Origin of the sequence: Shewanella sp. HL-SH2 (genome assembly GCF_051164935.1) — a bacterium.
GTDB classification, from domain to species: Bacteria; Pseudomonadota; Gammaproteobacteria; order Enterobacterales; family Shewanellaceae; genus Shewanella; species Shewanella glacialimarina.
In genome coordinates this window covers 3,305,526-3,317,845 of sequence record NZ_CP195035.1, presented here as the reverse complement: position 1 = coordinate 3,317,845, position 12,320 = coordinate 3,305,526, and the positions used below count along the sequence as shown (strand labels likewise).

Here is a 12,320-nt window from a genome sequence, read left to right as displayed (position 1 = left end):
CGTAAATCTTTATTACGCTTGCTCACTTTCGATAATTGTTTGAATATCGTGCGGATGCACTTTGACACAAATGCCATTCGCCTTGAACGCGATGGTCGGATTGGCTAAACGCTCGTTATCACCTTTAGGTGAGCTAAGTTTAACCTTCACATCAGTTTTTCCGGCAATGACGTCTGCAAGTTGCGGTACATGAGCTATTAACTGGGATACTAAACCATCACAGGTTTGCGCGTTTGACGGAAACACTAACTCTACATGCTCCCAACCTTCCATTGGATAAATTTTATCTGATGGAAAGGGGAGTTCAACGCATTCAATTGCTGTCGTCCCCATCATCATAGGTTCAGATAATTTAATGATTAAAATTGGCCGACCATTAATTATATTATTTGAAATGACTTCACCTAGCTGAGCAAATTCATCTGCAAGTGCTTGGGCGGTTTGGCTATTATTGACGCGTAAAGCGGCGTGATCACAAGCTAACGACAGCGAAGTTAATCCAAGCTTGTTGATAAAAGCTTGGATTTGTAGGCTAAAGTCTGGCCAAGTGTGTTGCAAAACGCTGTAATTCATAAAAAGTCCAAAGTTTTAGGCTGCTTAAATGGACTGTTGATTATGGCCAAATCTCAATAGGCGTGCCTTCATCAATCATGCGCCACAATTCATCCATTTCTTTGTTGGTGACAGCAATGCAACCGTTAGTCCAATTGTATCTTTGCGCTTCTTCCGGTGACATGGATGAACGAGGGTTTTGACCATGGATCATTATCATACCGCCAGGGCTGATGCCTAACGCTTGCGCACGCAGTTTGTCTTCATCATTGGGATATGAAATGTGAATAGATTTGTAAAACGCGCTGTCAGGTTTTTTATAATCAAGTACGTAACGTCCTTGCGGGGTACGTTGATCGCCTTCTTTTAATTTATGTCCCTGCGGAGCATCTCCCATCGCAATAACATAGGTTTTTAATACTTTACCGTCGCGCATCACGGACATACGAGATTCGGACTTATTGACCACCACTAAATCGATTTTAGCATGTGGCTGAGCTGAAGAAGCACTGGCAAATAAAGGGCAAGCAATACTGAGGGCGAAAAACCAATAACGCAAGTGCATGATATCTCCGTATAATGAATATTATTATTTTTACAATGCGGGTAAATTAGCCGCTTTTACTCGGCTAATCAGTTAATTGAAATGATTTTAACGTTATCCGTTTGTAAATGGTATGGTTATGTTAGATATCTTTTTCAGGATTTGAGTTAAACGAGTATGAACGAAGCACACTTAGACGACTCGCCGCTAAAACAGCGTTTACGGTCCATCATTTTTGGTACAGATACCCCTGAGGGTAAAGCATTTGATATTGTGCTTTTGATATCGATTGTCGCCAGTATATTGCTGATAAGCTTAGACACAATTGATAGTTTTCATGCCGATTATGGTAATTTTTTTCTGATTGGTGAGTGGATATTTACCATCATATTTACCTTTGAATATGTACTTAGGCTTTATTGCTCGCAAAATCGCTTACTTTACGCTCGCAGTTTTTTTGGCATAGTGGATCTATTGTCCATTCTGCCAAGTTATTTAGCATTGATCTTCCCAGGGGCAAATTTTGCTCTTGCTATTAGGGTATTGAGATTATTTAGGGTATTCAGAGTACTGAAGTTATTACGCTTTCTTGCTGACGGTAATTTATTATTAAAAGCTATGCTGCAGTCAAGCCGAAAGGTGTTTATATTTTTCTTTTCGGTGAGCTTGATAATATTGGTATTAAGCGTCGTTATGTATGTGGTTGAAGGTCCTAATAATGGTTTCAGCTCAATTCCTAAATCTATGTATTGGACCATTGTGACTATCACCACTGTCGGGTACGGTGATATCACCCCACAAACACCACTGGGTCAAGCAATAGCTGCATTAACCATGTTGATAGGTTATTCAATCATAGCCATTCCGACCGGTATTTTAACCGCTGAGATTTCTCAAGAAATGGTCAAGGTACGTGATCTGCGTAAATGCAGTAATTGTGGCAAGGCAGGCCATGATAATGACGCCCAGTTTTGTAATCATTGTGGTAGTGAATTAGAGTCGCTTGCTTCGCTCACTCAGCCATAACGTGTTGCTCTTTTTTATATGCTAAATAATGACGTATAACCCTAATAAAGCCGTATAAGATAATCGCGAACATTTCAAAGGATAAGCATGACCACAGCCAAGTTTGTCGAAGGGCCGATTTTACGCCATATATTAGTGATGAGTTCTACTGCCGCAGTGGGGATCTCTGCATTATTTGTCGTTGATTTATTAGATATCTTCTTTTTAAGTTTGCTGGGTGAGCAAGAGCTTGCGGCTGCTGTGGGCTATGCTGGGACTATTTCATTTTTTACTACTTCGATAGGGATTGGATTATCTATTGCACTGGGTGCTTTGGTTTCAAGATCTATTGGAGCCAAAAACAGTGATCAAGCAAAACGCTTATTTTTAAACTGTGCCGTGGTGACATTCATTATCAGTGTGCTGGTGGCATTGATCGTGATGAGCTTTATTCCAGAGTTACTTGCCCTTGTTGGTGCCAAAGGTTACACCGCTGAACTTGCACAAAGTTATTTATATATATTAGTGCCATCGTTACCGGTAATTTGTCTTGCAATGGCACTGGGCGGCGCACTTCGAGCGGTAGGCGATGCCAAGTTGTCGATGATGTCGACATTAGCGGGTGGCGGTGTTAATGCGGTACTTGATCCGATTTTTATTTTTGTATTCGCTATGGGGATTGAAGGCGCCGCTGTAGCATCAGTATTTTCGCGCTTTGCCGTATTGTTCATTGCAGGGCATGGGGTTTTGATTAAACATCAGCTAGTTGGTAAGTTTAACTTTGATGAGTTCAAACAAGATTTACCGATTATTTTTGCGATTGCAGCACCTGCAATGCTAACCAATATCGCCACACCGATAGGCAATGCGGTAGTCACCCGCGCTATTGCTGATTTTGGTGACAGTTATGTCGCTGGTTGGGCTATTTTAGGCCGGTTGATCCCGGTTAGTTTTGGGATGATTTTTGCGTTATCTGGCGCAGTAGGACCGATTGTAGGACAAAATTTTGGTGCTAATGAATTTGATCGAGTTAAGCAAAGTTTGAATAAAGCGATTCAGTTCTGTGTGATTTATGTTGTCAGCGTATCGCTCATTTTATTCTTACTTCGTCATCACATTGTGAGTGGTTTTGATATGAAAGGCGATGCTGCAGAGCTGATATTGTTCTTTTGTCAGTATATTGCGGTATTTTTCATTTTTTCGGGAATATTGTTTGTCGCCAATGCCTCTTTCAATAATTTGGGCAAAGCTAAATATTCAACCTTTTTCAATGTGGGCAAAGCCACCATAGGTACCATTCCATTTGTTTACTTTGGTGCGCAGTGGGGCGAGGTTTACGGCGTATTAATTGGCCAGATTATCGGTTCAATTATTTTTGGTCTTGCGGGGGTGATAGTGGCCTACCGATTAGTCGATAAATTATCTCATACCGCAACGGCTGAATTGTCTGCGCAGGTGTTTACTAAGTCAGAAGACTTACCTTTAAACACCACAACAGTCTCTTCACCATTGTCATCAGCATCTGCTCAAATGGCTCAGTTAGATGATGAACCCTTGTGTAAGCAATTAGGTGAAACAGATGCTAAACCTGAATCTGCCCCCACTTCTGCTTCAACAAGTAATAATAAGCTTGATGTAAAGTAATTCAATACCCTGTGGCTAATCCACATCTTGAGTATTGAATTAAATGATTATCAGTACTTACAGTTGTAAAAAGTCACTGTAAGTAAATTATATTAGGATAAGTACTGTGATAAATCTGTGCCAAGTTCAATCGGCACTTCTTGCTGCTCACCTTGGAACAAATAGCCTGGCTTGTTACCCACTAATGTCAGCTTATTACCTGTTAACTTAAGTGCTGTACCTTCTTGAATAGCAATAATAGGGGTGAGCGGATCCACTTGAGTAAACTCATATAAACGCTGGGCACGCGTTTCACCATTATGGCCCGGTGCTTGATAATTACTGTAATGTGGATTTATTTGAAATGGCACTAGGCCGATAGCGGTAAATGAAGGCGGCTCAATAATCGGCATATCGTTGGTGGTCCGAATTGACAAGCCTGCAATGTTAGATCCAGCGCTCCAGCCCACATAAGGCTTACCCTCACTGACCTGCTGTTTAATCAGGTGAACTAAATCATAACGATATAATTCATTGAGTAATTGGAACGTATTACCGCCACCAATAAAAATACCATCGGCATCTTTTATGGCTTGTTTTGGATCGCCGTATTCATCAATACTACTAATACTGATGGGTAAATCAGCTAAGCCTTGGCGGACTTTTTCCAAATATTCACTGTAGCTCATACCAACACCTGCATAAGGAATAAACAGCCATTTTTGTCCTGCTATACACAATGGTTTTATAAGCTCAACAGCATGCTGTAAATACGGGGTGTCACCCACTCTAGAAGCGCTCAATAATAAAGCATTCACTGACATAGAATATCCTTTTTTTCTTCAATAACCACAGTCGATTATCCCCATATTAACAAAGTTAATCACAGCAAGATAATAGAGATAACTCTCCGGTTTTTGTTTAGCGACATTTAAGTTTCAATTAAGTATCTGTACCTAAAATCTGCGCGTAATAATGTATCTTGGTTGATTAAATCATATTTAATCTACAATACCTTGAAAATCATTTTACCGGACATATTATGTCTGTAGAATGTATTGACATCGGCAATCTTGCCAACACAGGAGCTAAAATGAAGCGTATCTTTTTGTTAATTGCGACCAACATGGCAATTTTGCTAGTGGCCTCAATTGTAATGTCTATTCTAGGAGTTAACACTTCTACGATGAGTGGATTATTAGTGTTTGCTGCCATTTTCGGTTTTGGTGGCGCCTTTATCAGTTTAGCCATTTCAAAATGGATGGCAAAGAAAACCATGGGTTGTGAAGTGATCACCAATCCACGTGATAATACTGAACGCTGGTTAGTTGAAACCGTTGCTCGTCAAGCTGAGCAAGCAGGTATAAAAATGCCAGAAGTGGCAATTTACCAATCACCTGAAATGAATGCGTTTGCTACTGGCCCAAGTAAGAATAATTCACTGGTTGCGGTAAGCTCAGGCTTACTTTATGGCATGACCCAGGATGAAATTGAAGGCGTTTTAGCCCATGAAGTTAGCCACGTTGCTAACGGTGACATGGTAACGTTAACGCTAATTCAAGGTGTAGTGAACACGTTCGTTATTTTTGCAGCACGCGTCGTTGCGGGTATTATTAATAATGTTGTCTCTAGTAACAGTGAAGAGGGTGAAGGCTTAGGTATGTTTGCCTATATGGCCGTGGTGTTTGTATTAGATATGCTGTTTGGTATCTTAGCTTCAATCATTGTGGCTTACTTCTCTCGTATACGTGAGTTTAGAGCCGATGAAGGTGCTGCACGTTTAGCGGGTAAGAATAAGATGATCGCTGCGCTTGAACGTTTAAAAACGGGCCCAGAAGCGGGTGCAATGCCAGCTCAAATGTCAGCGTTAGGTATTAGCGGTAAGCGTTCTATGGCTGAGTTTATGATGAGCCATCCACCACTAGAAAAACGCATTGCGGCTTTAAAGAACAGCTAATATTGCCGGTAAAATAAACACCACTAAACTGGAGCCTTGTGCTCCAGTTTTTGTTTTATAACTTTTATTATGGATGTATTGATGTAGCGCTCGTTTCAAGTTCAGCTTCAATGCTAAGGTCTTGTTATAACATGATAGTTGCTTAAGTACGGTAGTTCGACTAAATTGGATTTAAGCTAAAAAAATCATCCATATAAAGTCTCAATCATGAATAATGATCTTTATTCAATACCATTGTGGCTAGCGTGGATAAAAAGAGGTTGATATGAAAAATATTTTCTTATGTTCCCTATTCGCTGTTTGTTTTGCTGTGCTCACTTTTTCAATTGGCGCGTCTGCCGCAGAGGAAAACTTAGCTGATTTTCATGCCGGCATGAACGGGTGTGAAAGCTGTCATGTAAATGAAGAACCTTCGGTTGGCGGTGGATATGAATTTGAACAATGTCAAAGTTGCCATGGTTCATTAGCTAAAATGAATGATAACCATAAACCGCATGATGGCATGTTGATGTGTGTCGATTGTCATGCGGTACATGAAGTGAATGTAGGTGAACAACCTGCTTGCGAAGCCTGCCACGATGATGGTCGCGTGGCTAAATAGTGCGTAAGCTAATGTGTTGATGATGGTGTTATATCAACACTTTTTGCGACATTTTTTCAATACTATCGATCATTGTCTACTTTGTTTTATCGCCTTCAAATAACCCACCTTGCTAAATCTTTATACCTCTAAAGAGGTATTTTAATTACTTTGTTTTCAATAAGATGCGCAACATTGGTGCGACTTGTTGCACTTTGGCTGCGCAATTTTCGATTACTTTTCTAAGTAAATATATAAAAAACCTTTAATTTCAATCCGGTATAAATTTGGCACGCTAGTTGCGATATTAAATGCAATTATTGTAGTGATCAAATAGGTGTAGGAATGACGGATATTCAATCAAGTTGTGCATATTGTGGTGTTGGCTGTGGATTAACCATCAGCCAAAATTCAACACACACACTTGGTGAAACCGGCTTAGGGTTGACGTTACAAGGCGACAATGTTCACCCAGCTAACTTTGGTCAGCTATGCGCTAAAGGTGAACGTTTATTAGACAGTCTGAATCAGCCCCATACATTGCGCTATCCTAAGTTGCGCTCAGGTAAACCACTTGATTGGGATGCCGCTACACAATTAATTGCAGATACATTTCAGCAAACCATTGATCAATATGGTTCAGATTCAGTGGCCTTTTATTTATCTGGTCAGTTGCTTACCGAAGACTACTATGTTGCCAACAAGTTTGTTAAAGGTTTCTTAAAAACCGCTAATGTCGACACTAATTCACGCCTTTGTATGTCTTCAGCAGTGAGTGCAATGCAACGTGCATTTGGTGAAGATGTGGTACCCGGATGTTATCAAGATTTTGAGCATGCAAAAGTTATTGTCTTAATTGGTGCCAATACCGCCTGGACCCATCCGGTTTTATTTCAACGTATTTTAGCAGCAAGAAAAACCAATGGCTGCAAATTGGTCGTAGTCGACCCGTTATCAACCGCAACCGCTAAGCAAGCTGATTTACATTTAGCTATAAACCCAGGGGCTGATTTAGACTTATTTGTTGGCTTGCTGGGCTTTATTGCAGATAACAACACACTAAATCAACGCTATATTGATGCTCACACAGAAGGTGTTGTTGAAGCCATTACCCACGCACAACAGTTCAGTAAAAACCTGCAAACACTTGCCGACTCTGTTGGGGTGGCTTATTCGGATTTAGTACAGTTTTACCAACTTTTTAGTCAGCATGAGCAAGTCGTTACTGCCACCTGCCAGGGTGTTAACCAGTCAGTGAATGGCACCGATATCACTAATGCGATCATTAATTGTCATCTTGCATTAGGCCAAATAGGCCAGGTTGGAGCAGGATTCTTTTCGCTGACCGGACAGCCTAATGCAATGGGTGGCCGAGAAGTAGGCGGTTTGGCTACTCAATTAGCCTGTCATATGGGATTTGCTGATAATGAGCGGGCGTTACTGGCAGACTTTTGGCAATGCGGTACAGTGGCTAAACAAAAAGGCTTAGCCGCTGTTGATATGTTTGATGCATTAGCCGATGGCAAAATAAAAGCCATATGGATTATGGGCACTAATCCTGTGGTATCGCTGCCTAATAGTGCCAAAATTGCCAAAGCACTAGCCGATTGTCCGTTTGTGGTGGTGTCTGAAGTGAGTCCTGATTCTGACACCGCTAAGCTAGCGGATATATTGCTTCCCGCGCAAGGATGGTCCGAAAAGTGTGGCACAGTCACTAATAGCGAGCGCACTATTACCCGCCAACGCAGCTTTATCACTGCAAAAGGTCAGGCAAAACCAGATTGGTGGGCGGTGAGCCAAGTGGCGATTAAAATGGGCTTTAACGGCTTTGATTTCGAACATAATGCCAGTGTATTTAGCGAATTTGCATTACTTAGTGCCAAAGTGAAACAAGCTTTTCCAGATAAACACTTTAATCTTGCCGGACTCGCTGGATTAACGAAAACTCAATATGATGATTTAGTGCCAACACAGTGGCCAGTCGCAACCATTGAGCAAATCGGTCAGCGACATCAGCGTGTGTTTTCACATGGCCAGTTTGCAACTGTCAGCGGTAAAGCACAGTTTATTACGCCTGCGAACGTATCCACTCACTTAGCCAAAGGGCAATCAGTGAATGGTGTTGAAAATAGCCACCAAAACTTACCCGCTTTATTGCTCAATAGTGGCCGCAGTCGAGATCAGTGGCACACCATGACTCGTACGGGTCATATTGCTAGCCTACGCGCTAGCGTGCCAGAACCTGTGATCCATATACATCCACAGCAACTGGGTTTATTTAATCTAGTTGAAGGTGGGTTAGCCCGCATTCAAGCTGAACAAAAAACAAAATCAACCTCCCAAGATTTTACAATGGCGCGTGTGGTCGCAGATAAAGACATGCCAGTCGATGTTGCGTCCATGTCTATGCACTGGTCAAAGCAGTTTTCACTGACCCAAGGGATTAATCAAGTCATTGATAGCCGAGTTGATCCCATTTCACTTCAGCCAGGATTTAAATGCCAAGCTGTCACTTTATCGCCGGTTATATTAGCTCTGCAAGGGGTGGTATTTGGAGATCATGATAAAGCGGCTATCGGTCTTTGCTGGCAAGTGGCTCAAACGTTAACCAGTGGTATTTGTCATCATATTGGGTTTGAAAACCAACAAGATGGTTTTGCGTATCAAGCCACGCCCTATTCATTAAAGTGGACCTTAACGCGAGTTAGTCAATCTGGGCATCAGCTGTTGCACATTCAATGCAATATCCAAAAAGGGCAGTTAATTGCGTTGAAACTGTTATCTGACAAACCGGTGAATGTGGCATTAGAACCTATGGGTGCATTTATTGGTAAAACCTTAAATAGTCAGCTATTAAGCCAACTTCATCAACAAATTAAAGCTGGAAATAGCCCATTAATTTGTGCCTGTACAGGCATGACTGAAGCTGATATCGGCGATGAAATTAATCTGCAGTTTAATCAACAAGTATTTAACCAAGGTGTTACTAACCTTAGTTTTGAACAGGCTTTAGATGTGACGCAATCCACATTAGGTTGTGGTCGACAATGTGGCAGTTGCCAAAGTGAAGTTAACCAGTGCGCCGTCGCGAATTGGGCTGAAGCACTTACTTATACTGACACTTACAGTGACTCAGATACCGAGTATCAACAAACCAATCCAGCAAAAGAGGATGTTGCCTAATGAATAATGTCGAAGCCATGATTAAATATACCCATCAGACACTTAGTGCAGAACAAACTCTCAAAGGTGGAGAAGTGGCTATTGTTGGCGCAGGCTGTGGTCAATTAGATTTGATGACAATTAAAGCCGCACGCATGGTGGCACAAGCAGAAGCATTAGTGTTCGATAGCCTAGTCAGTAGCGATATTTTGACCTTAGTGAATGCGCAGTGCCAACGTCATTTTGTCGGTAAACGTTGCGGCCAGCCCAGTACTCAGCAGGATGATATTAATGCGTTATTGCTTAAATTAGCTCAGCAAGGGTTAAAAGTAGTCCGTTTAAAAGGTGGCGACCCACATATATTTGGCCGCGGCGCTGAGGAAGCACTTTATCTCGCTAATCATGGAGTGCGCTCGCAGTTTTTTGCCGGGGTTACCGCTGCTTTGGGCAGTGCTGCCAGCACAGGTATTCCACTGACTTTTCGAGGTGTCGCGCGCAGTGTCACTTTAATTACCGGTACTAAAATGACCGATGCCGATAATGCTAATGCGCCAACACAATGGCAGGCGTTACTCGCGGCGCAATCTACCTTAGTTTTCTATATGGGGAAAGAGCAGGCAGTTGGAATTTCACATGGATTAATAAACGCAATGTGCGCGGCAAATCTGCCGGTTGCTTTTGTCACTAATGGCGGGCGTCCCAATCAATTAGTCACTTATTCAACCGTCGGTAATATGGGGCACGATGCATTAACCATTAAAAATTCAGGGCCAACGCTAATTATTATCGGTGAAGTGGTCAGTGTTGGGTTGCTGTTGTCGCAGTTACTTGCCGACATTGACGATAACACCCAGCATTCATTCCCCCAAAGCGAATCATTTGAGGTGTTATATGCCTAAAATTGGACAGCTTGAACTCACCTCTGTTGAAGACTTTGACTTTCGATTATTGATCAAAGCGCTTGGCAAGGGCGAAAAAGGCTCACGCAGTTTAACGTTTGCCGAAGCCAGTTTGTTAATTCAAGGTTTTGCCAAGGGCAAAGTCACTAAAGCCCAAATGGCCAGTGCAATGATGCTAATGCGGGTGCGAGGCGAAACCGTGGCAGAGGTAGCAGGTGTTGTTGCTGGGCTTAAACACACTATTAATCCTGCTTGGGGGGAATTAAACGTTGATATTGATTGGCCTGTTTATGCCGGAAAACGTGAGCAGTTGCCCTGGTTACTGCTGGTGACAAAGATGTTAGCCCGCAAAGGTATGCGGATTATGTTACACGGTGATAGTCAGGCCTTGCCCCATCGTCGACATGTTGAGTCTTGCATTCAAGCATTAGATATTGCCCTGTGTCAAACGGCAGAAAAAGCACAACAAGCATTGGATGATAGCGGCATAGTCTATGTGCCTGCAGGTGATTTAGCCCCAGTGTTAGATGATTGCCGTTTGTTGCATCAAGAACTTGGCTTAAGAAGCATTATTCAAACCGCATCTCGCTGCATCAACCCTAGCAATGCGCCATTGAGCCTACGCAGTTATTTTCATCCTGGGCTTGATGAATTGCATCAAAAAGTGGCAGAAAAATTATTTACTGAAGATGTCTACCAACAAGGTGTTGTCGCTATTTTTAAAGGCTTACAAGGCGAGACGGAAATAAATCCCCGAGTAACAACTGATGTTCAAGTTGTGCAATGCTCTGGTGAGAATGTCCAGTTTAGTGCATTTGAGCTACCAACATTGTTGGAGGGCTTTTCTGGTGCAAAAGTGGGCCAGGCAGAACTGCCTAGTGAAATACTTGCGCAGCTTTGGCGCACAGAAAACACCACAGAATTAAGCTATCTACATCTTAATGAGTCCTCATCTTGTCGCACTCAACCAATGACGCCTGCAATGCATGAGCAAGCGTTAAGCAGTGTGCAAGCTACGCTGTGTTTGGTGTTGAGTTTACATGACGTTTTACATGCTAATAGTCTTGTTCTTGCGAATAATATGACTCTGAGTCAGTGCTGGTGGACTGGGCGATTAGTGCCAATAAGCGCATCTGAAACACATATTAATCCGGCCCACTTATCTCAGTCATTAATCACATCTCCGTTAACTACCAAGGAGAAATCATGCACAGTGTAATTTTATCCGATCCTACCTTCTCTGTGCTTGATACCGCGGCGCAGCGCTTGGCTGATTATCAAACCGTTTTAGCCTCTCTGGGCAAAGTCAGTGTCGTGAATTCAATCAGTGCTGTTGAAAGAATTTCGACACATTTTGATGTTTTACTAGTATTAACTGACACGCTAGAAGGGCAGATTGATGGTTTTATTCAGCGTTGCCTGTTAAACCAACCCACCGCCATTATTGTGAATGTTAATCAGTGGCAACCTCAGCAATTAGAAGGCTTGTTGGCCTGTGGTCGACTCACTTTTGTCCCCGACATTATGGTCGCCAGTCGATTACTGAGCTTAGTTGATTTGGCCAGGGCGCGTTTGAATGCTGCCAATAAAAGTATCGCAGAATTCAAAAAATTAGCTGATGAAATTAAAGGTCTAAAACTCTTGAACCAAGCCAAATTGATTGTAATGCAACAAGGGTTTGATGAAGCAAAAGCACACCAAATTATTCAGCAACAAGCAATGCAAAAGGGCGTCAGCGTGGCTCAAATGTCAGCACAAATTATTGCCGTGATGACATCCGGTCAGGCTGAAAAAAATGCAGGAATATCGGTTATGCCAGAAAGCAGTGCGCCTCATTATGGTGCGACTGCGCTTAATATGAACGTAGCAAGCAGAAATGTGAGTAATAGCTAGGTTGTAGGTTATTGTTTTAAAAGTAGTAAATGTTTTTGATAATGAAATTGTTTTTGGCATGTAGTCTGCAACATCATTATCAGTAAGGTTTACATTAAAAATTGG

General features: G+C 42.1%; 11 protein-coding genes. 8 read left to right on the top strand and 3 right to left on the bottom strand.

Translation table 11 applies throughout. The features are described 5' to 3' along the window. Nucleotides 1-12 precede the first annotated feature (12 nt). Entirely contained in the window at nucleotides 13-573 is a 561-nt protein-coding gene (locus ACRWP9_RS14460; protein WP_434926584.1) for a VOC family protein, read from the bottom strand. A gap of 40 nt (nucleotides 574-613) precedes the next feature. Then, nucleotides 614-1,117 carry a L,D-transpeptidase family protein gene (locus ACRWP9_RS14455; RefSeq protein WP_226414681.1) on the bottom strand — a complete coding sequence of 168 codons (504 nt, stop codon included), beginning with the start codon at nucleotides 1,115-1,117 and terminating at the stop codon, nucleotides 614-616. Nucleotides 1,118-1,273: 156 nt separating this feature from the next. Between ACRWP9_RS14455 and ACRWP9_RS14450 the strand changes: the two genes are divergently transcribed. Both ACRWP9_RS14450 and ACRWP9_RS14445 read left to right on the top strand, forming a co-directional pair. Then, complete coding sequence (locus ACRWP9_RS14450; protein WP_434926583.1) at nucleotides 1,274-2,122, top strand: ion transporter; 849 nt, start codon at nucleotides 1,274-1,276, stop codon at nucleotides 2,120-2,122. 87 nt (nucleotides 2,123-2,209) lie between these two features. After that, a complete protein-coding gene (locus ACRWP9_RS14445) occupies nucleotides 2,210-3,745 on the top strand; it encodes an MATE family efflux transporter (protein ID WP_434926582.1) in 1,536 nt (511 codons plus the stop codon). Between the two features lie 92 nt (nucleotides 3,746-3,837). Here the strand turns inward: ACRWP9_RS14445 and pepE are convergent, their stop codons facing one another. Then, nucleotides 3,838-4,548 carry a dipeptidase PepE gene (pepE, locus tag ACRWP9_RS14440; RefSeq protein ID WP_434926581.1) on the bottom strand — a complete coding sequence of 237 codons (711 nt, stop codon included), beginning with the start codon at nucleotides 4,546-4,548 and terminating at the stop codon, nucleotides 3,838-3,840. Between the two features lie 269 nt (nucleotides 4,549-4,817). Between pepE and htpX the strand changes: the two genes are divergently transcribed. The 6 genes from htpX (at nucleotide 4,818) to ACRWP9_RS14410 (ending at nucleotide 12,215) form a co-directional block, all read left to right on the top strand. After that, nucleotides 4,818-5,681, top strand: coding sequence for a protease HtpX (htpX, locus tag ACRWP9_RS14435; protein WP_434926580.1), 864 nt, complete (start codon nucleotides 4,818-4,820; stop codon nucleotides 5,679-5,681). 265 nt (nucleotides 5,682-5,946) lie between these two features. Next, nucleotides 5,947-6,282 carry a cytochrome c3 family protein gene (locus ACRWP9_RS14430; RefSeq protein ID WP_434926579.1) on the top strand — a complete coding sequence of 112 codons (336 nt, stop codon included), beginning with the start codon at nucleotides 5,947-5,949 and terminating at the stop codon, nucleotides 6,280-6,282. 324 nt (nucleotides 6,283-6,606) lie between these two features. Beyond that, entirely contained in the window at nucleotides 6,607-9,444 is a 2,838-nt protein-coding gene (locus ACRWP9_RS14425; RefSeq protein WP_434926578.1) for a molybdopterin oxidoreductase family protein, read from the top strand. Further along, the gene (gene cobA, locus ACRWP9_RS14420; protein WP_434926577.1) at nucleotides 9,444-10,322 is read left to right on the top strand and encodes a uroporphyrinogen-III C-methyltransferase; all 879 of its coding nucleotides are present in this window, start codon (nucleotides 9,444-9,446) and stop codon (nucleotides 10,320-10,322) included. Before ACRWP9_RS14425 ends, cobA begins: the two co-directional genes overlap by 1 nt. Continuing rightward, on the top strand, nucleotides 10,315-11,541 hold the full coding sequence (locus tag ACRWP9_RS14415; RefSeq protein WP_434926576.1) for a glycosyl transferase: 1,227 nt from the start codon (nucleotides 10,315-10,317) through the stop codon (nucleotides 11,539-11,541). The genes cobA and ACRWP9_RS14415 overlap by 8 nt, the downstream gene beginning before the upstream one ends. After that, the gene (locus ACRWP9_RS14410; RefSeq protein WP_434926575.1) at nucleotides 11,529-12,215 is read left to right on the top strand and encodes an ANTAR domain-containing response regulator; all 687 of its coding nucleotides are present in this window, start codon (nucleotides 11,529-11,531) and stop codon (nucleotides 12,213-12,215) included. Before ACRWP9_RS14415 ends, ACRWP9_RS14410 begins: the two co-directional genes overlap by 13 nt. Nucleotides 12,216-12,320 lie beyond the last annotated feature (105 nt).

Bases quoted from the DNA above. Each gene is read 5' to 3' on its own strand.
- ACRWP9_RS14460 (WP_434926584.1), bottom strand. From the start codon at position 573: ATGAATTACAGCGTTTTGCAACACACTTGGCCAGACTTTAGCCTACAA.
- ACRWP9_RS14455 (WP_226414681.1), bottom strand. From the start codon at position 1,117: ATGCACTTGCGTTATTGGTTTTTCGCCCTCAGTATTGCTTGCCCTTTA.
- ACRWP9_RS14450 (WP_434926583.1), top strand. From the start codon at position 1,274: ATGAACGAAGCACACTTAGACGACTCGCCGCTAAAACAGCGTTTACGG.
- ACRWP9_RS14445 (WP_434926582.1), top strand. From the start codon at position 2,210: ATGACCACAGCCAAGTTTGTCGAAGGGCCGATTTTACGCCATATATTA.
- pepE (WP_434926581.1), bottom strand. From the start codon at position 4,548: ATGTCAGTGAATGCTTTATTATTGAGCGCTTCTAGAGTGGGTGACACC.
- htpX (WP_434926580.1), top strand. From the start codon at position 4,818: ATGAAGCGTATCTTTTTGTTAATTGCGACCAACATGGCAATTTTGCTA.
- ACRWP9_RS14430 (WP_434926579.1), top strand. From the start codon at position 5,947: ATGAAAAATATTTTCTTATGTTCCCTATTCGCTGTTTGTTTTGCTGTG.
- ACRWP9_RS14425 (WP_434926578.1), top strand. From the start codon at position 6,607: ATGACGGATATTCAATCAAGTTGTGCATATTGTGGTGTTGGCTGTGGA.
- cobA (WP_434926577.1), top strand. From the start codon at position 9,444: ATGAATAATGTCGAAGCCATGATTAAATATACCCATCAGACACTTAGT.
- ACRWP9_RS14415 (WP_434926576.1), top strand. From the start codon at position 10,315: ATGCCTAAAATTGGACAGCTTGAACTCACCTCTGTTGAAGACTTTGAC.
- ACRWP9_RS14410 (WP_434926575.1), top strand. From the start codon at position 11,529: ATGCACAGTGTAATTTTATCCGATCCTACCTTCTCTGTGCTTGATACC.